The sequence below is a fragment of the Streptomyces monashensis genome (assembly GCF_001866665.1).
Taxonomy (GTDB): Bacteria; Actinomycetota; Actinomycetes; order Streptomycetales; family Streptomycetaceae; genus Streptomyces; species Streptomyces monashensis.
Genome location: NZ_MLYO01000024.1, coordinates 152,788 through 171,904 on the forward strand (window position 1 = coordinate 152,788; position 19,117 = coordinate 171,904).

Below are 19,117 nucleotides of genomic sequence, written 5' to 3' on the forward strand. Positions count from 1 at the left end.
GTGAACCGGGCTATTTCCGGGCGGGTTGACGACCCGATTCGCCATTCAGCGATGTGCTGTTAACCGTTTGTTGCATTCAGGTTGGGCCGAACAACGGAATCGCTTCCTAGCGTCTTCGCCGTGCCAGCAAGTGCTACGAAGTCCCTGCGGGTCGCCGTCCTCGCCGATTCCGACACCCGGTGGAAGTGGGGGGCCCTCACCGCGCAGCGCCTCGCCCCCGCCGACTCCGAGATCCGGCTCGACGGCTACCTCCTGCGGGGGCGCGCCACCCCGACAGCCCGTCAGCTGAGGGAGGTGGGCGTCCGGGCGGACTCGCTCCGCGAGGTCACCGGCGTCGAGTTCCTGCGCGCCATGACCGGCGCGACGACCGAGGAGCCGTACGACCTCCTCGTCCTCGCCCTGGTCGGCGGCGGCGTCCAGGCCATGCTGCACGGACTGCGGAGCGCCTGGGGCGGCGGCGGATCCGACACCTTCGGCAAGCGGCCGGTGGTCGTCACCGGCTACGTCGGTGTCGTCTACGAGAAGCTCGCCGACGGCCTGCTGCTGCGGCACGGCGCCGACCTCGTCCTCGCCAACTCCCGGCACGACGCGGACCGGTTCCGAGCCGTGTACGAGGGCGTGGGCGCGGACGCCTCCGCGGTCACCGAGGTCGCGCTGCCCTTCCTCGGCGGGGCGCCGTACACCGGTGAACACGAGCCGTACACCGTGGTGTTCGCGGCCCAGCCGTCCGTCCCGGACAGCCGCGAGGACCGTACGTACCTGCTGAACCGGCTCATCGAGCACGCCCGCAGGCACCCCGAGCGCGAGGTGCTGCTCAAGCTGCGCTCCAAGCCGGGAGAACACACCACCCACATCGAGGAGCTGCCGTACCAGAAGCTGGTCCAGGGCGCGGACGCGCCCGCCAACTTCCGGCTGGTGTACGGCCACATGGGCGAGGTGCTGGACCGCACCGACCTGCTGGTCACCATCAGCTCCACGGCCGCGCTGGAGGCCCTGCACCGCCGTATCCCCACGGTCGTCCTCACCGATCTGGGCGTGCGCGAGGTGCTCGGCAACCACCACTTCACCGGCTCCGGGTGCCTCGCCTCCTGGGACCAGCTCGACGCCGGGCACCGGCCGGCGGCCGACGAGGAGTGGGTGGCCCGGCAGGGCGTCGCGGCTGGGGGTACCCCCTCTGGGGGAGGCTCGTACGAGACGGCCTTCGACACCGCGCGCGAGCGCATCGCCGGCCTGCTGGAGCGGCCCGGCGGGCTGCCCCCGCTGAACCCCTACTACACACCCGAGACGGCGCCCGGATACCTGCCCGGCATCCTCGCCCGCCACCACCTCGGCCCCGACGGCGCCCCGCTGCCCGGCGCGCCCGCCGTCGGCAAGGAGCCCGGCCCGGTCCGCCGGATCGTGCGCCGCGCCGCGCGCGGGGCCTACCGCCACGGCGTGCAGCGCGTGGCCCCCGTGATCCGGCGGATGGGGGAGCTGTGACCTTCCAAGGAGACTCCATGTCCAACCCCGAGGCGGGACCGGGCGCGACGCTGCGCCGGGTGCTCGCGGTGATCCCCGCGCGCGGCGGCTCCAAGGGCGTGCCCGCCAAGAACCTGGCCCCCGTCGGCGGTGTGCCGCTGGTGGCGCGCGCGGTGCGCGAGTGCCGGGCGACCCGGCTGGTGACCGACGTCGTCGTGTCCACCGACGACCAGGCCATCGCGGCCGCCGCCCGGCAGGCCGGCGCCGAGGTCGTGCTGCGGCCCGCCGCCATCGCCGGGGACACGGCCACCTCCGAGGCCGCCGTCCTGCACGCCATGGACGCCCACGAGGCGCTGCACGGGGCGGCCGTCGACACGGTCCTGCTCGTGCAGTGCACCAGCCCGTTCATCGTCCGCGAGGACATCGACGGGGTAGCGTCGGCGGTCATCGAGGACGGTGCCGACACCGCGCTGACGGTCGCGCCGTTCCACGGATTCGTCTGGCGGGAGGCGGTCGGTGAACTCGCCGCGCCCGGCGGGCAGTCGGCCACCGGCGCGGCGGCCGACCCCCGCGCCGTTACCGCGGCGACCGCCGGAGGCCGCGGCGTCAACCACGACAAGTCCTTCCGCCCCCGCCGTCAGGACCGCCCCCAGGACTTCCTGGAGACCGGCGCCGCCTACGCGATGGACGCGGCCGGCTTCCGCAAGCACCAGCACCGCTTCTTCGGCCGCACGGAACTCGTCCGCACGGACCCCGCGCGCGTGCTGGAGATCGACGACCCGCACGACATGGCCCGCGCCCGCGCGCTGGCCCCCCTCTTCGACGCGGGCCGCCCCGGTTCGCTGCCGACCGCCGCCGACATCGACGCGGTCGTACTCGACTTCGACGGCACCCAGACCGACGACCGGGTGCTGATCGACTCCGAAGGACGGGAGTTCGTCTCCGTGCACCGCGGCGACGGACTCGGCATCGCGGCCCTGCGCAAGAGCGGCCTGAAGATGCTGATCCTGTCCACGGAACGGAACCCTGTGGTCGCCGCCCGCGCCCGGAAGCTGAAGCTCCCGGTGCTGCACGGCATCGACCGCAAGGACCTCGCCCTGAAGCAGTGGTGCGAGGAACAGGGCATCGCGCCGGAGCGCGTGCTCTACGTCGGCAACGACGTCAACGACCTCCCGTGCTTCGCCCTCGTCGGCTGGCCCGTGGCGGTCGCGAGCGCCCACGACGTCGTACGCGGCGCCGCACGCGCGGTCACCACCCTCCCCGGCGGTGACGGCGCCATCCGAGAGATCGCCAGCTGGATCCTCGGCCCCTCTCTCGACTCCCTCCCCAAGTAAGGACATCTCCTGCCATGAGCACCAACTCCCGTCTGCGTTCGTTCGGTTCGCGCGAGGTCGGCCCCGGCAAGCCCGTCTACATCTGCGGCGAGATCGGCATCAACCACAACGGTGAGCTGGAGAACGCCTTCAAGCTGATCGACGTGGCCGCCGAGGCCGGCTGCGACGCGGTCAAGTTCCAGAAGCGCACCCCGGAGATCTGCACCCCGCGCGACCAGTGGGACATCGAGCGCGACACCCCCTGGGGCCGGATGACCTACATCGACTACCGCCACCGCGTGGAGTTCGGCGAGGACGAGTACCGCCAGATCGACGCGTACTGCAAGGAGAAGGGCATCGCCTGGTTCGCCTCCCCGTGGGACACCGAGGCCGTCGCCTTCCTGGAGAAGTTCGACGTCCCCGCCCACAAGGTGGCCTCCGCCTCGCTCACCGACGACGAGCTGCTGAAGGCGCTGCGCGCCACCGGCCGCGCCGTCATCCTCTCCACCGGCATGTCGACCCCGAAGCAGATCCGCCACGCGGTCGAGGTCCTCGGCAGCGACAACATCCTGATGTGCCACGCCACTTCGACCTACCCGGCGAAGGCCGACGAGCTGAACCTCCGCGTGATCAACACGCTGGAGAAGGAGTACCCGAACGTCCCGATCGGCTACTCCGGCCACGAGACGGGCCTGCAGACCACCCTCGCCGCGGTCGCCCTCGGTGCCGCCTTCGTCGAGCGCCACATCACCCTCGACCGCGCGATGTGGGGCTCCGACCAGGCCGCCTCCGTCGAGCCGCAGGGCCTCACGCGCCTCGTCCGCGACATCCGCACCATCGAGGCCTCCCTCGGCGACGGCGTCAAGAAGGTCTACGACTCCGAGCTGGGCCCGATGAAGAAGCTGCGCCGTGTCGCCGGTGTCGTCGCGGAGGCGGAGATCGCCGCGGCGGCGGGCGAGCCGGTCACGGTCTGACCCCTGACCCCGGCCTGTTGAGCCCCTTACGTGTCCTACGACGGGACGGTCGTACGCCGATGAGCCCCCGCGCCGGTCAGCCCGGCCATCCTCCCCGCACGCTCGCCTTCGTGGAGAGCCCGGTCCAGCTGCTGAACGTACTGGAGTGGGCACACCTGCACGGACTGCAGGGCGCGGCCCCGGACCCGCTGCCGTCCGTGCCCGCGCAGGTGCGGCGGACGATGGCCGGTGACCTCTCACCGGCCGGCGCGGAACTCACCCTCGTCGTGCTGTCGCCGACGGACCCGATGACCCGGGGCCAGCTGCGCCGCATGGCGGAGCTGGCCCGGGACGAGGGGCACACGGTGCGCTGGGAGGAGGCGCGCGGCGGTACGGCCGCGCCCTTCTCGACGATCGGCGGCCTGGCGGGCGCGCTCCGCCGGGCCGACCGGATCGTGATGGGAGACCCGTTCTCCCGCTACGTCCAACTGCTGCTGACGATCACCAAGGCCCACGACCTGGTCGTGGTGGACGACGGCACGGCCACGATGGAGTTCGTGGCCCAACTCGCCCGCGGCGAACGCCTGGTCCGCTGGCACCGCAAGGGCGGCCGCCGCGGCCCGCGCGACCTGCTCTTCGCCCCGGTCTCCGCCGCGGCCCGCCGCCGGCTCACGCCGAGCGCGAAGCGCCGGGTGGAGGTCTTCTCCTCGATGCCGGTGACGGAGACGCCCGAGGGCGTGACCGTCACGGCCAACGACTTCTCATGGACCCGCGCCCGCTTCGGCCCGCCGCGCATCACCAAGGGCGCCGACATGGTCGGCACGTCACTGGTGGAGACGGGCGTGGTGGACGCCGACCACTACGTGGAAGCGGTCCGCACCCTCTCCAGGACCCACGGCGCGACGCGCTACTTCGCCCACCGCCGCGAGAGCACGGACAAACTCCACCGCCTGGCGACCGAGACGGGCCTGGAGATCGTCCGCCCTGACCTCCCCCTCGAACTGATCGCCCGCCGCGGCCCGATCGGCCGCACGATCCTCAGCTTCCCCTCGACGGTCGTCCACACCCTGCCGCTCGCGCTGGTGGGCACGGGCGTGAAGGTGGCCGTCTGCGACATCGACCCGGCCTGGCTGACGGAAACCGCCTCCCCCCGTGCCCAGGGCTTCCTGTCGGGCGTCACGGGAACGGCCCGCGACGTGCACCGGCTGCAGGCGGTGGGGCTGGCCTAGACGCTCTCGCGGTCCGCCCGCACCGCCGTCGGCGACACACACCCAACTCCGCTTCCTCGTCCGGACGTTGTCGTCCGACGGTGGGCGTCAGCCGTGCGAGGCCGGGACCAGGGTCCACCAGGTGCCGTCGGGACCGTCCGCCACACCGGTGCCGGCGTCGGTGTACCGGCAGGTCAGGAGGATGGCGCGGTGCGGCGGGCCGGCCATCCACGCGGCGACGGCCGCGCCCGCGTCGGCCGGGCCGACCTCGATGGTCTCGCCGGTGGCGACGGGGCGGTAGCCGGCGGTCCGCATCCGGTCCTGCGGGGCGCTGCCGTCCGTTCCGGTGTGGGTCAGGTGCCGGTGGGCCGCCATGTCGGAGGTGTGCGCCCGGGCGGCCCGGCGCAGCGAGACCCGTGGCCGTACGGCGGCGCACCCCGCCTCGGCGCGGAGCCGGTTCAGCGCGGACACCACGTCGTCGCCCCAGGCCGGGGACGAGGGCGCCGCCGGCCCGGCCCAGGCCGGCGGCGCGCAGGACAGGAACGCCAGGAGCACGGTCACGAGTGCGGCCGTCGCCCCGGCGGCAGCTCGTGAGAGAACGCCCATGGTCCAGCCCCCTCGCAGCGGTCGGTCACTCAGGGTGATTCTCGCGTCGCCGCGCACAGGCCCACCAGGCGGCGCCCGAAGCGCATACCGCCGGTAACCGGCGCGCTCAGCCGGCCTTTCCCACCAGCACGAACGCCCGCGCCCGGCGCTCCTGCCCGGACGGTTCCCGCCGTACCGTCGCGACCGGCTCCAGCCCGGCCGTCGTCAGCAGCGCGGCGACCTGCTCCGGCGTACGCCAGTAGTAGTCGAGGTCGATCTCGTGGCCGAAGCGCTCCGGGAGGTGGAGACGGCCGGGCTCGTGGCCGGTCTGGAAGGCGAGCAGGGCGTGGCCGCCGGGGCGCAGGGTGCGGTGGAATTCGGCGAAGGCGGCCGGCAGGTGCTCGTCGGGGACGTGGATCGTGGAGTAGAGGGCGAGGATGCCGCCCAGGGTGGCGTCCGGGAGGTCCAGGGCGGTCATCGAACCCACATGGAAGCGCAGGCCGGGGTGGGTTTCGCGGGCCAGGGCCACCATGGCGGGGGAGAGGTCCACGCCGAAGACCGGGACCCCGAGGGTGTGCAGCAGCGCGGTGACCCCGCCGGGGCCGCTGCCCAGGTCCGCGACCGGGTCCGGGCCGTTCGCCGTGACCAGTTCGGCGAAGGCCGTGAGCAGGGTGCGGTCCAGGGGGTGCGTGAGCCCGGTCGGGTACCGGGCCGCGTAGTCCTTGGCGATCGCGTCGTACGAGGTCCGGGTGGGATGGAGGAACGTCTCCGCCGCGTCGGTCACGTGTCCGGACCCTATCGGGTGGCGGCGCTGCTCCGGTCCGGCTCCTGGACAGGCCGAGCAGGACTGTAGTGAGGCATGGTATCCGTGGAAGGAGAAACAGTGGTTTTACCCGTCAGAGTCCGCCGCCATGCGTCCGCTGGTCAGATTTTCTCCCCTAACGGGCTGAACTTTTGTTGATCGAGGGGCAGTTGACCGCCCGGGCGTCCTACCCTTCAGAGGGTGAAGCAATTGATGTCCCTAGAGTCCGAGGCCGGCCTCGCGGGGGATGTGCTCCCCGGCGCGCTGAGCGAAGCCCTGCACGCCGAACTCGTCGCCTTCCGCCGCGACTTGCACATGCATCCCGAGCTGGGCAACCAGGAGTTCCGTACGACAGCCGCGATCAAGGAGCGGCTGGAGCAGGCGGGGCTGAAGCCCCGCGTGCTCAGCAAGGGAACGGGACTCGTGTGCGACATCGGGCTCACCGAGGGGGAGCGGACGGCCGTACCGCTGCTCGCCCTGCGCGCGGACATCGACGCCCTGCCCATCCCGGACACGAAGGCCGACTGCCCCTACCGCTCCACGGTGCCCGACCGGGCGCACGCCTGTGGACACGACGTGCACACGACCGTCGTGCTCGGGACCGGGCTCGTCCTCGCCGAACTGCACGGCAAGGGCCTGCTGCCCCGGCCCGTGCGGCTGATCTTCCAGGCCGCCGAGGAGGTGATGCCGGGCGGCGCCATGGACGCGATCGAGGACGGTGTGCTGGCGGGCGTGAGCCGGATCCTCGCCGTGCACTGCGACCCGCGCGTCGACGCCGGGCGGGTCGGGCTGCGGCACGGGCCGATCACCAGCGCGTGCGACCGGGTGGAGATCGCGCTCGACGGCCCCGGCGGGCACACCGCCCGGCCGCATCTGACCACCGACCTCGTCACCGCCGCCGCCCGCGTCGCCGTCGACGTGCCCGCGCTGGTCGCCCGCCGGGTCGACACCCGGGTCGGGCTGGCGCTGACCTGGGGCCGGATCGAGTCGGGACACGCGCCGAACGTCATCCCGCAGCACGCCGAGCTGTCCGGCACCGTGCGCTGCCTGGACCTGGAGGCCTGGCGGGAGGCGCCCGACATCATCCACGCGGCCATCGACGAGGTCGCGACCATGCACCGGGCCAAGTCCGAGATCACCTACGTGCGCGGGGTGCCGCCGGTCGTCAACGACAAGGAGTCCGCGGAGCTGCTGCGCCGGGCGATGTCCGCGCGCCGGGGCCGGGAGTCCGTGGAGTCCACCGAGCAGAGCCTCGGCGGCGAGGACTTCTCCTGGTACCTGGAGCACGTCCCGGGCGCCATGGCCCGGCTCGGCGTCCGGCGCCCCGGCGAGCGCACGGTCCGCGACCTGCACCAGGGCGATTTCGACGCCGACGAGCACGCGATCACGGTCGGCGTGGAGATGTTCACCGCCGCCGCCTTCCTGGACGCGAACGGCACCGAGGTCTGAGCCAGGGCAGGAGGAATGAGGAAGAAGGGGCCTCTTCGGGGCTCCTTCTTACGTGTTCTTACTTATTCGACCGACCGGCGCAACATCTCCGTAAGCCATTCGTGCACGCACCGCGACACCTCCGATCAAGGGCGAAGAGGGTGAGTTCAGACGCTGTTTGCCTCGAATCGATAACGGCTTCGAGAGGGGGTTTTTTGCGACATCTACGCGCGTTACGATGCCGCGAAGCCGACGCCGACGGGGCGTCCCGGCTGGAGCACCGGCAAGGTGCTCCCATCAAGCGCCGACACGGCGCTCAGGTCAGGTGAAGGAGCCTCCCGTGCGCCGGGTAGCCAAGCTTTCCGCTGCGTGTCTCGCGACCGCGGCACTCGCCGTGACTGCCACCGCGTGTGGCAGCACCTCCTCCGACAACAACGCCAGCTCCTCCTCCTCGGGCGGTGCCAAGGGCGGTATCAAGATCGGTCTCGCCTACGACGTCGGCGGCCGTGGCGACCGTTCCTTCAACGACTCCGCCGCGCGCGGTGCCGACAAGGCCGAGAAGGAGTTCGGCGGTTCCATCAAGGAACTGACCGCGAAGACCTCGGACACCGAGGCCGACCGCGAGCAGCGCCTGCAGGACCTGGCGGACGCGGGCTACAACCCGATCGTCGCCGTCGGCTTCTCCTACGCCTCCGCCGTGACCAAGATCGCCCCTAAGTACCCGAAGACCAACTTCGGCATCGTCGACTCGGTCGTGACCGGCACGAACGTCAACAGCATCACGTTCACCGAGGAGCAGGGCTCCTACCTGGCCGGTGTCGCCGCCGCGCTGAAGACCAAGAAGGACCACGTCGGCTTTGTCGGCGGTGTCGACAACCCGCTGATCAAGAAGTTCGAGGCGGGCTACACCCAGGGCGTGCACGACACCAACCCGAAGGTGAAGGTCGACGTCCAGTACCTGTCCCACGGCCAGGACTACTCCGGCTTCTCCAGCCCCGACAAGGGCCAGCAGGCCGCGCAGGGCATGCTCGACAACGGCGCCGACGTCATCTACACGGCCGCCGGCTCCTCCGGCAACGGCGCGATCGAGGCCGTCCACGGCGCCAAGGGTGCCTGGGCCATCGGTGTGGACTCCGACCAGTACAACATCCCGGGTCTGGCCCAGTACAAGAGCGCGATCCTGACCTCGATGGTCAAGAACGTCGACGTCGGTGTCTACGACTTCATCAAGTCCGTCAAGGACGGCAAGCCGCTGACCGGCAACAACGTCTACTCGCTGGCCAAGGGCGGCGTCTCGCTCGCCACGAGCGGCGGTTTCATCAGCGACATCCAGCCCAAGCTGGACGCCGCGAAGCAGAAGATCATCGCCGGTCAGATCAAGGTCAAGACCACCCCGTGACCTGACGGATCCGGCCGGTTCCCACTGAGGATCCGGCCGGATCGCCGGACTCGGCTCGGTGAGGGAGTGTCGTCCCCACGACCCCTCGCCGAGCCATAACAATGTGTCAACTCTACGCGTGTAGCGTCGAGTTGCCGCGCTAGCGTCGCCGACGCCTGCCCTCCCCTACGCAGCCCCTTTCCCCGAGGAGAGTGCGCCATCAACGCGTCCAGCCCTCCCGCTGCCGTCGAACTGCGCGGCATCACCAAGCGTTTCCCCGGCGTCGTCGCCAACAAGGACATCGACATCACCGTCCGCACGGGCACCGTCCATGCCCTGTGCGGTGAGAACGGCGCCGGCAAGTCCACCCTGATGAAGATCCTCTACGGCATGCAGCAGCCGGACGAGGGCACCATCACGGTCAACGGGGAGCAGGTCGTCCTGCACAACCCCGGCGACGCCATCGCCCGCGGCATCGGCATGGTGCACCAGCACTTCATGCTCGCCGACAACCTCACCGTGCTGGAGAACGTCGCCCTCGGCGCGGAGAAGCTGTACGGCATCGGCGGCAGGGCCCGCGCCAAGATCAAGGAGATCTCCGACGCGTACGGCCTGAACGTCCGTCCGGACGTCCTCGTCGAGGAGCTCGGCGTCGCCGACCGCCAGCGCGTGGAGATCCTCAAGGTCCTCTACCGCGGCGCCAAGACCCTCATCCTCGACGAGCCCACCGCCGTCCTCGTGCCGCAGGAGGTCGACGCGCTCTTCGACAACCTGCGCGAGCTCAAGGCCGAGGGCCTCACCGTCATCTTCATCTCCCACAAGCTGGGCGAGGTGCTCTCCGTCGCCGACGAGATCACCGTCATCCGGCGCGGTACGACGGTCGGCACGGCCGAGCCGTCCAGGACCACCCCCAAGCAGCTCGCCGAGCTGATGGTCGGCAGCGAGCTGCCCACCCCGGAGACCACGGAGTCCACCGTCACGGACGTCCCGATGCTCACCGTCGACGGCCTGCACCTGGCGCAGACCGACCTCGACGGCATCGAGCGCATCGTCCTCGACCAGGTCTCCTTCACCATCCACAAGGGCGAGGTCCTCGGCATCGCCGGTGTGGAGGGCAACGGCCAGTCCGAGCTGGTCGAGGCGATCATGGGCATGCGCGACCCCGACGCGGGCGTGGTCACCCTCGACGACGCCGACATCTCGCACGCCCCCACCCGCCGCCGCCGCGAGGCCGGCATCGGCTACATCCCCGAGGACCGCCACCGCCACGGCCTGCTCCTGGAAGCACCGCTCTGGGAGAACCGCATCCTCGGCCACGTCACCGAGAAGCCCAACTCCAAGGGCGGACTCATCGACATCAAGGCCGCCCGCGCCGACACCCAGCGGATCGTGGAGTCGTACGACGTCCGCACCCCCGGTATCGACGTCACCGCGGCCTCGCTGTCCGGCGGAAACCAGCAGAAGCTGATCGTCGGCCGCGAGATGAGCCACGACCCCAAGCTGCTCATCGCCGCCCACCCCACCCGCGGTGTGGACGTCGGCGCCCAGGCCGCCATCTGGGACTACATCCGCGAGGCCCGCCGCGAGGGCCTGGCCGTGCTGCTGATCTCCGCGGACCTGGACGAGCTGATCGGGCTCTCCGACACCCTGCGGGTGATGTACCGCGGCCGCCTGGTCGCCGACGCCGACCCCGCCACGATCACCCCCGAGGAGCTGGGCTCCGCCATGACGGGTGCGGCCTCCGGCCACCTGGAGCACACAGAGGACGACGAGCGATGAACAAGCTGATCTCACGGATCGACAAGGAGCGGCTGCTCCTCGGCATCGCCGCGCCGCTGCTGGCGGTCGTCGCCGCGCTCGTCGTCACCGCCCTGGTGATCCTCTCGACCGGCAAGAACCCCGGTCCCGCCTTCAACGACATGCTGACCTACGGCTTCGCCAGCGACAGCCAGGTCTACATCCTCAACAAGGCGACCACGTACTACCTCGCGGGCGTCTCGGTGGCCATCGGCTTCCGGATGAACCTGTTCAACATCGGTGTCGACGGCCAGTACCGGCTCGCCGCGTTCTTCGCCGCCGTCCTCGGTGGCGCGCTGACCGTGCCCGGCTGGCTGGCCATCCCGCTGATCCTGATCTGCGCCATGGCGACCGGCGCCCTGTGGGCGGCCATCGCCGGCATCCTCAAGGTGACCCGCGGCGTCAGCGAGGTCATCTCGACGATCATGCTGAACTCGATCGCCACCGCGATCATCGCCTACCTGCTCCAGCCCGGAAAGCTCGCCCAGCTCCAGCAGGGCAACACCGTCGTCGCCACCAAGCCGCTGCCGTCGGGCTCGCACTTCTTCAGCATCGACACCGGCCCGTCCGGCGAGCTGTGGGGCTTCATCTTCCTTGCCGCCGCTGTCGGCGTCGCGTACTGGTTCGTGCTCGGCCGTACCCGCTTCGGCTACGACCTGCGCACCGTCGGCCAGTCCGAGAGCGCGGCCGCCGCGAGCGGTGTGTCGGTGAAGAAGATGGTCGCCACCAGCATGGTCATCTCGGGTGCGGTGGCCGGTCTGATCGGCATGCCGACCCTGCTCAACGACAGCTACCAGTTCAGCAGCGACTTCCCGACGGGCATCGGCTTCACCGGCATCGCCATCGCGCTGCTCGGCCGCAACAACCCGATCGGTATCGCGCTCGGCGCCCTGCTGTGGGGCTTCCTGGAGCGCACCACCAACCACTTGGAGTTCCAGGGCTACGACAAGGAGATCCTCGGCGTCATCCAGGGCGTCATCGTCCTGTGCGTCGTGATCGCCTACGAGGTCGTACGCCGCTACGGCCTCAAACGCCAGCAGCAGAAGGTCGGCGCGGAACTCGCCGCTCAGGCCGCCGCGACGAAGAAGCAGGAGGTGGCGTGATGACTGCCACGATGACCGACACGCCGCCGCCGGCGGCGCCCAAGGCGGCGGGTGCGCCGCAGCGCTCGGGCCGCTCCTGGGGCCAGATCCTCCTGCTCGTCGCGGGTGCGCTGCTCCTCCTCGCCGCGGTCCGGGTGATCACCGGCTCACAGGACCTCGACTCCGCCGGGCAGGTCAGCGCCGCCCTCGGCCTCGCCGTGCCGATCGGCCTCGCCGGTCTGGCCGGTCTGTGGTCCGAGCGGGCCGGTGTGGTCAACATCGGCCTCGAAGGCATGATGATCCTCGGCACCTTCGGGGCCGGCTGGATCGGCTGGCAGACCAACCCCTGGCTCGGCCTGCTGATGGGCATCGCCTTCGGTGTCCTCGGCGGCCTGCTGCACGCCGTCGCCACCGTCACCTTCGGCGTCGACCACATCGTCTCCGGTGTCGCGATCAACCTGCTCGCGCTCGGCGCCACCCAGTACCTCGCCAAGCTGTTCTTCGCCGGCGGCGCGGCGGCCAACGCGGGCGGCAACCCCAAGCAGTCCCCGCCGGTGGCCGCGCTGCCCGACGTCACCGTGCCCGGCCTCTCCGACAGCCTGCAGTCGCTGGAGAACCACCACTGGTTCCTGATCTCCGACCTCGCCGGCATCCTCGGCGGGCTGGTCACTCACCTGTCCGTCGTCACGGTCCTGGCCGCGCTGCTGTTCGCCGGCACCTGGTGGCTGCTGTGGCGCACCCCGTTCGGCCTGCGGCTGCGCTCCTGCGGTGAGAACCCGACCGCCGCGGAGTCGCTCGGCGTCAACGTGTACTCGTACAAGTACGCGGCCGTCGCCGTCTCCGGCGGCCTCGCCGGCCTCGGCGGCGCCTTCCTCGCCCTGGTCACCTCGCACACCTACCTCGAGGGCCAGACCGGCGGCCGCGGCTACATCGGCCTCGCGGCGATGATCTTCGGCAACTGGCGTCCGGGCGGCCTGGCGATGGGCGCCGGCCTGTTCGGCTACTCCGACGCGCTCCAGCTGCGCAACGGCGGTACGACCGTCCACGCGCTGCTGCTCCTGCTGGTGGTCCTGCTCGTGGCCCTGGCCGCCTGGAAGCTGTACCGCAAGGCGATGCTCCAGGGCGTGATCAGCCTCGCCGTGGCCGCGGTGATCCTGGTCTGGTACCTGCTCACCGACACGGTCCCGAGCGACTTCGTGGGCGCCACCCCGTACGTCGTCACGCTGCTGGTGCTGTCCCTGTCGGCACAGCGCCTGCGGATGCCGAAGGCGGACGGCATGCGCTACCGGAAGGGCCAGGGCAAGTGACGGGCGCAGCCGCCGGGTTCGACTGGGAGGCGCTGCGGGCGGTGGCGCGCGAGGCGATGTCCCACGCGTACGCCCCCTACTCCGGCTACCCGGTCGGCGTGGCGGGCCGGGTCGACGACGGCCGCACGGTCACCGGCTGCAACGTGGAGAACGCCTCGTACGGGCTCAGCCTGTGCGCCGAGTGCGGTCTGGTCTCGGACCTCCAGCGCTCGGGCGGCGGCCGGCTGACGCACTTCACCTGCGTGGACGGCGAGGGGGCCCTGCTGGTCCCCTGCGGCCGCTGCCGCCAGCTCCTCTACGAGTTCGGCGGGCCGGACCTGCTCCTGGACACCCCGGAGGGCGTCCTGCCCCTCTCCGAGATGCTGCCCCAGGCCTTCGGCCCGGCCCATCTCACCAAGTAACTCCGGTGTACGGCCCCCCTGATCCGCATCCGCGCAGGGGGGCCGCACACTTCGCACTTCTTCCGAAGGGAACGCCATGGCCATGGACGCCATCTCCGTCATCCGCACCAAGCGGGACCGGGGCGAGCTGACCGACGAGCAGATCGACTGGGTCATCGACGCGTACACGCGGGGCGAGGTCGCCGACGAGCAGATGTCCTCGCTGGCGATGGCGATCCTGCTCAACGGCATGAACCGCCGCGAGATCGCCCGCTGGACGGCGGCGATGATCGCGTCGGGCGAGCGCATGGACTTCTCGTCGCTGTCCCGCCCGACGGCGGACAAGCACTCCACGGGCGGCGTCGGCGACAAGATCACGCTCCCGCTGGCCCCGCTGGTCGCGGCCTGCGGCGCGGCGGTCCCGCAGCTCTCCGGCCGCGGCCTCGGCCACACGGGCGGCACCCTGGACAAGCTGGAGTCGATCCCGGGCTGGCGCGCGCTGCTCTCGAACGAGGAGATGCTGTCCGTGCTGGACGGCGTGGGCGCGGTCATCTGCGCGGCGGGCGACGGCCTGGCCCCGGCGGACAAGAAGCTCTACGCACTGCGCGACGTCACCGGCACGGTGGAGGCGATTCCGCTGATCGCGTCCTCCATCATGTCGAAGAAGATCGCCGAGGGCACGGGCTCGCTGGTCCTGGACGTGAAGGTGGGCTCGGGCGCCTTCATGAAGACGCTCGCGGACGCCCGCGAACTGGCCTCGACGATGGTCGGCCTCGGCACCGACCACGGTGTGCGGACGGTCGCCCTCCTGACGGACATGTCGACCCCGCTGGGCCTGACGGCGGGCAACGCCCTGGAGGTCCGCGAGTCGGTCGAGGTCCTGGCGGGCGGCGGCCCGGCGGACGTCGTGGAACTGACGCTGGCCCTGGCCCGCGAGATGCTCGACGCGGCCGGCGTCAAGGACGCCGACCCGGCGAAGGCCCTGGCCGACGGCTCGGCGATGGACGTCTGGCGCCGCATGATCGCGGCCCAGGGCGGCGACCCGGACGCCCCGCTGCCCACGTCGAAGGAACAGCACGTCGTCAGGGCACCGTCCTCGGGCGTCCTGACCCGCCTCGACGCCTACGACATCGGCATCGCCGCCTGGCGCCTCGGCGCCGGCCGTGCCCGCAAGGAGGACCCGGTGCAGGCGGCGGCGGGCGTCGAGATGCACGCCAAGCCGGGCGCCAAGATCCAGGAGGGCCAGCCCCTGCTGACCCTCCACACGGACACCCCCGAGCGCTTCGCCTACGCGCTGGAGGCCGTGGAGGGCTCGTACGACATCGCCCCGGCCGGCACGGACTTCACGGCGTCGCCGGTGGTGCTGGAGCGGATCGCCTGACCAGGGGATTTCCCGTTCGGGTGAAGGGGATCGGTGGACCTGCGCCGGTCCCCTTCGGCGTGCGCGATGAGTTGCGACCGCCCCGGCGGTCTACCCGTCGTGAATGACAAGACACCCGCCGTGCTCGTGTTGTCCGGCGCCGTCAGCCGTGATCAGGTGCCGGGGTTCTGTGACGACCTGCGGGCGCTGCTGGCGGCGGCCGGTGCGCGGGTGGTCGTGTGCGACGTGGGCGGGCTCGGGGCCTCGGGGCTCGGTGCCGTCGATCTGCTGGCGCGGCTGGAGTTGACCGCCCGCCGGGCCGGCGGGCGGATACGGCTGCGGGATCCCGCCCCCTCGCTACTCGCCCTTCTCGACCTCGTCGGACTCCGCTTCCAGGTGGAGGGGCAGGCCGAAGAGGGGGAACCAGCGCTGGGTGTCGAGGAAGCAGTGGAAACCGGTGATCCGGCCCTCTGAGATCTCCAGGATCTGCACCGCCCAGGGGCTGAACCCGCCCTTCTCCTCGTCCGGCTTGTAGTGCGCGAAGCCCGGCAGACCGTTGGCCATGACCGGCCGCAGCCGCGAGCCCGCGCAGGAGGCGCCGAGGGTGGTCATGAAGCCGGTGATGTCCGCCGTACCGCGCAGCCACAGGTCGAACGGCGGCATCGTCATGACGGCGTCCTCGTGGAGCAGCGCCGTGAGCGCCGCCATGTCGTAGCCCTCGAAGGCCTTGACGTACCGCTCCAGGAGTTTTTGCTGCTCCTCGTCCAGCGGGTCGGACACCGCGCCCTCGGGGCCGCCGTCGGCGCGCTCCGCGAGTGTCGCCCGGGCCCGCTGGAGCGCGCTGTTGACCGAGGCGACCGAGGTGCCCAGCAGCTCGGCGACCTCGCTCGCCTTCCAGGCCAGCACCTCGCGCAGGATGAGCACCGCCCGCTGCTTGGGCGGCAGTTGCTGCAGCGCCGCCATGAACGCGAGCCGGATGGACTCCTTGGCGACGGCCGCCTCCGCCGGGTCCTGCACCTGCGGCAGCACCCGCGCGTCCGGCATCGGCTCCAGCCAGGTGTTCTCCGGGCGGGGGGAGAGCGCCGCCCGCGCCAGTGGGGTCGACTCCGTCAGGTCCATCGGCCTCGCCCGCTTGTTGCCCGCCGTCAGCATGTCCAGGCACACGTTCGTCGCGATCCGGTACAGCCACGAGCGCAGGGAGGAGCGGCCCTCGAACTTCTCGTAGCTCCGCCAGGCCCGCACCAGGGTGTCCTGCACCGCGTCCTCGGCCTCGAAGGAGGAGCCGAGCATGCGGTAGCAGTATCCGGTCAGCTCGGTCCGGTGCTTCTCCAGTGCGACGTCCAGGTCCGCCGTCGCCGTGCTGTCACCCATCGTCCCCCCACCCCCTGTGGCCGTCCCTGTTCGCGCGCCATCGCGCCCCAGCACTCCGGAAGCTACCGCAGCCCACTGACAATGGCCCCCGGAGTCCGAATAAGCCCAGCTCAGACCAGTTGCTTCACGGACATGAGCAGATGACGGTGCGCGGACTGCGGCCCGACCGCGCCGAGCAGCACCCGCTGGCCCGCCCCCAGCATCTCCAGCCGCAGCCCGGGGCCCTCGAAGGAGTTGAGCGCGTCGAGCAGGTACGACGGGTTGAAGGCCACCGTCACCTCGTCCGCTCCGCTCAGGGTGACCGGCAGGCGCTGCGCCGCAACGTCGTCCCCGTATCCCGCACGCACCAGAAGCGAGCCCTCGGCGGCCGAGAAGTCCAGCCGCACCGGACTGTTCCCGTCCGCCACCACGGCCACCCGGCGCACCGCCTCCGCCAGCGCCGCGCACTCCGCCTCGGCCACGGCCGCCCCCGCCACCTCGAACAGCGCCCCGTACCCCGGCAGCCGCCCCTCCAGCCGCCGCAGCACCGCGCGCGTGTCCCCGCCCTCGAAACCGACGGCCGCCGTGCTCCGCGCCGTGGCCGGGTCCAGCAGGATCCGCAGCGTGCCGCACTTCCCCAGCGCCCGCGCCACCTCCAGCAGCCGCCGCGCGGGCAGCAGCACCTCCACGGCCTCCGCGTCCGCGCCGGCCGGCCGCCAGGGCAGCCCGCGCACCGCGTACCGGTACCGGTCGGACGCCGACAGCGTCATCTCCCCGCCCTCGAGGCGCAGTTGGACCCCGGTGAGCACCGGCAGGGTGTCGTCGCGGCCCGCCGCCACCGCCACCTGGCCGACGGCCGTGGCGAACGCGGCCGCGTCCACCTCGCCGTACGGCGCGGGCGCCGCCGGCGGCGCCGGGTACTCCTCGTACGGCAGTGTCGACAGCCCGAAGCGCGTGCCGCCCGCCTCCACCGTGAACCGGTTGCCCTCCAGCGCGCAGCTCACCGGGCCGTCGGGCAGCACCCGGCAGATGTCCAGCAGCCGCCGCCCGAGGACCAGCACCCGGCCCGGCACCGCCACCTCGGCGTCGGCCCCGGCCCGCGCCGCCGTCTCGAAGTCGGACCCCGACACGGCGAGCCGCCCCGGCTTTGCGCTCAGCACCAGCCCGCCCAGCACCGGCACCGTCGTCCGCGCGGGCAGCGCCCGCCCCGCCCAGGCGACCGCCTCGGCCAGCTCCCCGCGCGCGATCCGGAACTCCATACGACAAACCCCCTGCTCAGTGGGCCGGTTGACCGGGGGCGGACGATATCCGCGCCCACTGACAACCGCCCCTGAGCAGGGGGTTCGGTGAAAGCGACGTACGAGCCGTACGCGTCGTACGAGGGGACTCAGTGTGCGGCGACGGGCGCCGTCCGGGCCGCGACCCGGGCCGCCCGCGAGCCGAGGACGGTGATCGTGACGACGCCGACGACCGCGAGGAGGCCCACCGCGACCGTGCCGCCCCAGCCGTCCGCGTGGAAGGCCGTCGCACCGACCGTGCTGCCGACACTGGAGCCGATGTAGTACATCGACTGGTACAGGGCCGAGGCCTGCGCACGGCCCTGGGTGGCCGTCTTGCTGACCGCCGAGGAGGCCACCGCGTGCCCCGCGAAGAAGCCCGCCGTGATCAGCACCAGGCCCAGCAGCACCAGCGGCAGCGAGGGCGCGAGCGACAGCAGCAGACCGGCCGTCGTCGTACCGCCCGCCAGGTACAGCGCGCCCCGGCGGCCGAGGCGGCCCACCAGCCGGCCCGCCGTCGACGCGGACACCGTGCCCACCAGGTAGACCAGGAAGATCGAGCCGATGATGCCCTGCGGCAGCCCGAACGGCGCCTCCGTCAGGCGGTAGCCGATGACCGTGTAGACGCCGCCGAACACCGTCATGAACAGCGCGCCGATCGCGTACAGCCGGCGCAGCAGCGGGTTGGCGAGGTGGTCGCGGACCGTGCCGAGCAGGATCCGGGGCCGCAGCGAGCCCGCCGTGAAGTGCTTCGGGGCCGGCAGCAGCAGCCGGAAGGCGATCGCGCAGCCGACCGCGATCACGCCGATCACCGCGACGGCGACCCGCCAGCCCCACGCCTGGGCCACCCAGCCGGTGATGATCCGGCCGCTCATCCCGCCGACGCTGTTGCCCGCGACGAACAGACCGATCGCCGTGACCAGTGCCTTCGGCCGGACCTCCTCGGCCAGATAGGCCTGTGCCGAGGCGGGCAGACCGGCCAGCGCCGCGCCCTGCACCGCCCGCAGCGCCACCAGCACGCCGAGCGACGGCGCGAACGGCACCAGCAGACCGACGGCGACCGCGACGGCCAGCGAGCCCGTCATCACCGCGCGGCGGCCGAAGCGCTCCGACAGGGCGCTCATCGGCAGCACGAACAGCGCCAGTCCGCCGGTCGCGGCCGCCACCGTCCAGCTCGCGTCGCTCGCCGCGACCCCGAACTCGCCGGAGATCAGGGGCAGCAGGGCCTGCGTGGAGTACAGGAGCGCGAAGGTCGCGACACCGGCGAGGAAGAGGGCGAGGCTCATCCGGCGGTAGCCGGGGCCGCCCGGGGTCAGCCGGGTGTCGACGGCGCGGTCGGAGGTGTCGACGGAGGTGTCGGCGACGGGGACGGGCGAGGTGGCGACCACGGTGGTGGACGCCCCGGTACTGGCGGGAGACATGCCTAGACCGTAGGGACG

At 71.9% G+C, this 19,117-nt stretch carries 17 protein-coding genes; 12 read left to right on the forward strand and 5 right to left on the reverse strand.

The features are described from left to right. The first annotated feature begins 120 nt into the window (after window positions 1-120). From BIV23_RS14385 to BIV23_RS14400, 4 genes are read left to right on the forward strand one after another with little or no spacing between them, the layout of a single operon-like run. On the forward strand, window positions 121-1,479 hold the full coding sequence (locus BIV23_RS14385) for a DUF6716 putative glycosyltransferase (protein ID WP_071381205.1): 1,359 nt from the start codon (window positions 121-123) through the stop codon (window positions 1,477-1,479). A gap of 17 nt (window positions 1,480-1,496) precedes the next feature. Further along, on the forward strand, window positions 1,497-2,792 hold the full coding sequence (locus BIV23_RS14390) for an N-acylneuraminate cytidylyltransferase (RefSeq protein ID WP_071381206.1): 1,296 nt from the start codon (window positions 1,497-1,499) through the stop codon (window positions 2,790-2,792). Between the two features lie 14 nt (window positions 2,793-2,806). After that, complete coding sequence (locus BIV23_RS14395; protein ID WP_071381207.1) at window positions 2,807-3,745, forward strand: N-acetylneuraminate synthase family protein; 939 nt, start codon at window positions 2,807-2,809, stop codon at window positions 3,743-3,745. Between the two features lie 59 nt (window positions 3,746-3,804). Further along, on the forward strand, window positions 3,805-4,953 hold the full coding sequence (locus BIV23_RS14400; protein ID WP_071381208.1) for a hypothetical protein: 1,149 nt from the start codon (window positions 3,805-3,807) through the stop codon (window positions 4,951-4,953). 87 nt (window positions 4,954-5,040) lie between these two features. Here BIV23_RS14400 and BIV23_RS14405 read toward each other — a convergent pair whose 3' ends face one another. Beyond that, entirely contained in the window at window positions 5,041-5,538 is a 498-nt protein-coding gene (locus BIV23_RS14405; RefSeq protein WP_079173148.1) for a CAP domain-containing protein, read from the reverse strand. Between the two features lie 106 nt (window positions 5,539-5,644). Beyond that, window positions 5,645-6,301 (reverse strand): class I SAM-dependent DNA methyltransferase, encoded by a 657-nt coding sequence (locus BIV23_RS14410; protein ID WP_071381209.1) that lies wholly within the window; start codon window positions 6,299-6,301, stop codon window positions 5,645-5,647. Window positions 6,302-6,532: 231 nt separating this feature from the next. Here BIV23_RS14410 and BIV23_RS14415 point away from each other — a divergent pair, with 231 nt between their 5' ends. From BIV23_RS14415 to BIV23_RS46205, 8 genes are all read left to right on the forward strand, one after another. Continuing rightward, the gene (locus BIV23_RS14415) at window positions 6,533-7,768 is read left to right on the forward strand and encodes an amidohydrolase (protein WP_071381210.1); all 1,236 of its coding nucleotides are present in this window, start codon (window positions 6,533-6,535) and stop codon (window positions 7,766-7,768) included. A 319-nt stretch (window positions 7,769-8,087) separates the two neighbouring features. After that, window positions 8,088-9,146, forward strand: coding sequence for a BMP family lipoprotein (locus tag BIV23_RS14420; RefSeq protein ID WP_071381211.1), 1,059 nt, complete (start codon window positions 8,088-8,090; stop codon window positions 9,144-9,146). A gap of 231 nt (window positions 9,147-9,377) precedes the next feature. Then, window positions 9,378-10,904 (forward strand): ABC transporter ATP-binding protein, encoded by a 1,527-nt coding sequence (locus BIV23_RS14425; RefSeq protein ID WP_107471163.1) that lies wholly within the window; start codon window positions 9,378-9,380, stop codon window positions 10,902-10,904. Beyond that, window positions 10,901-12,025 (forward strand): ABC transporter permease, encoded by a 1,125-nt coding sequence (locus BIV23_RS14430; protein ID WP_071381213.1) that lies wholly within the window; start codon window positions 10,901-10,903, stop codon window positions 12,023-12,025. Before BIV23_RS14425 ends, BIV23_RS14430 begins: the two co-directional genes overlap by 4 nt. Beyond that, a complete protein-coding gene (locus tag BIV23_RS14435) occupies window positions 12,025-13,311 on the forward strand; it encodes an ABC transporter permease (RefSeq protein WP_071381214.1) in 1,287 nt (428 codons plus the stop codon). The genes BIV23_RS14430 and BIV23_RS14435 overlap by 1 nt, the downstream gene beginning before the upstream one ends. Then, window positions 13,308-13,712 (forward strand): cytidine deaminase, encoded by a 405-nt coding sequence (locus BIV23_RS14440; RefSeq protein ID WP_071381215.1) that lies wholly within the window; start codon window positions 13,308-13,310, stop codon window positions 13,710-13,712. Before BIV23_RS14435 ends, BIV23_RS14440 begins: the two co-directional genes overlap by 4 nt. Before the next feature lie 76 nt (window positions 13,713-13,788). Beyond that, window positions 13,789-15,072, forward strand: a complete 1,284-nt coding sequence (locus BIV23_RS14445; RefSeq protein ID WP_071381216.1) for a thymidine phosphorylase — start codon at window positions 13,789-13,791, stop codon at window positions 15,070-15,072. A gap of 66 nt (window positions 15,073-15,138) precedes the next feature. Then, window positions 15,139-15,525 carry an STAS domain-containing protein gene (locus BIV23_RS46205; RefSeq protein ID WP_143079081.1) on the forward strand — a complete coding sequence of 129 codons (387 nt, stop codon included), beginning with the start codon at window positions 15,139-15,141 and terminating at the stop codon, window positions 15,523-15,525. Here the strand turns inward: BIV23_RS46205 and BIV23_RS14450 are convergent. The 3 genes from BIV23_RS14450 to BIV23_RS14460 form a co-directional block, all read right to left on the reverse strand. Next, on the reverse strand, window positions 15,409-16,422 hold the full coding sequence (locus tag BIV23_RS14450) for a sigma-70 family RNA polymerase sigma factor (protein ID WP_071381217.1): 1,014 nt from the start codon (window positions 16,420-16,422) through the stop codon (window positions 15,409-15,411). The two genes, BIV23_RS46205 and BIV23_RS14450, sit on opposite strands and share 117 nt — an antisense overlap. 110 nt (window positions 16,423-16,532) lie before the next feature. Next, window positions 16,533-17,660, reverse strand: a complete 1,128-nt coding sequence (gene dnaN / locus BIV23_RS14455) for a DNA polymerase III subunit beta (RefSeq protein WP_071381218.1) — start codon at window positions 17,658-17,660, stop codon at window positions 16,533-16,535. Between the two features lie 128 nt (window positions 17,661-17,788). Next, on the reverse strand, window positions 17,789-19,099 hold the full coding sequence (locus BIV23_RS14460; protein WP_071381219.1) for an MFS transporter: 1,311 nt from the start codon (window positions 19,097-19,099) through the stop codon (window positions 17,789-17,791). Window positions 19,100-19,117 lie beyond the last annotated feature (18 nt).

Coding starts and splice junctions, on each gene's coding strand:
- BIV23_RS14430 (WP_071381213.1), top strand. CDS start 10,901: ATGAACAAGCTGATCTCACGGATCGACAAGGAGCGGCTGCTCCTCGGC.
- BIV23_RS46205 (WP_143079081.1), top strand. CDS start 15,139: ATGAGTTGCGACCGCCCCGGCGGTCTACCCGTCGTGAATGACAAGACA.
- BIV23_RS14390 (WP_071381206.1), top strand. CDS start 1,497: ATGTCCAACCCCGAGGCGGGACCGGGCGCGACGCTGCGCCGGGTGCTC.
- BIV23_RS14435 (WP_071381214.1), top strand. CDS start 12,025: ATGACTGCCACGATGACCGACACGCCGCCGCCGGCGGCGCCCAAGGCG.
- BIV23_RS14445 (WP_071381216.1), top strand. CDS start 13,789: ATGGCCATGGACGCCATCTCCGTCATCCGCACCAAGCGGGACCGGGGC.
- dnaN (WP_071381218.1), bottom strand. CDS start 17,660: ATGGAGTTCCGGATCGCGCGCGGGGAGCTGGCCGAGGCGGTCGCCTGG.
- BIV23_RS14450 (WP_071381217.1), bottom strand. CDS start 16,422: ATGGGTGACAGCACGGCGACGGCGGACCTGGACGTCGCACTGGAGAAG.
- BIV23_RS14415 (WP_071381210.1), top strand. CDS start 6,533: ATGTCCCTAGAGTCCGAGGCCGGCCTCGCGGGGGATGTGCTCCCCGGC.
- BIV23_RS14400 (WP_071381208.1), top strand. CDS start 3,805: ATGAGCCCCCGCGCCGGTCAGCCCGGCCATCCTCCCCGCACGCTCGCC.
- BIV23_RS14405 (WP_079173148.1), bottom strand. CDS start 5,538: ATGGGCGTTCTCTCACGAGCTGCCGCCGGGGCGACGGCCGCACTCGTG.
- BIV23_RS14395 (WP_071381207.1), top strand. CDS start 2,807: ATGAGCACCAACTCCCGTCTGCGTTCGTTCGGTTCGCGCGAGGTCGGC.
- BIV23_RS14460 (WP_071381219.1), bottom strand. CDS start 19,099: ATGTCTCCCGCCAGTACCGGGGCGTCCACCACCGTGGTCGCCACCTCG.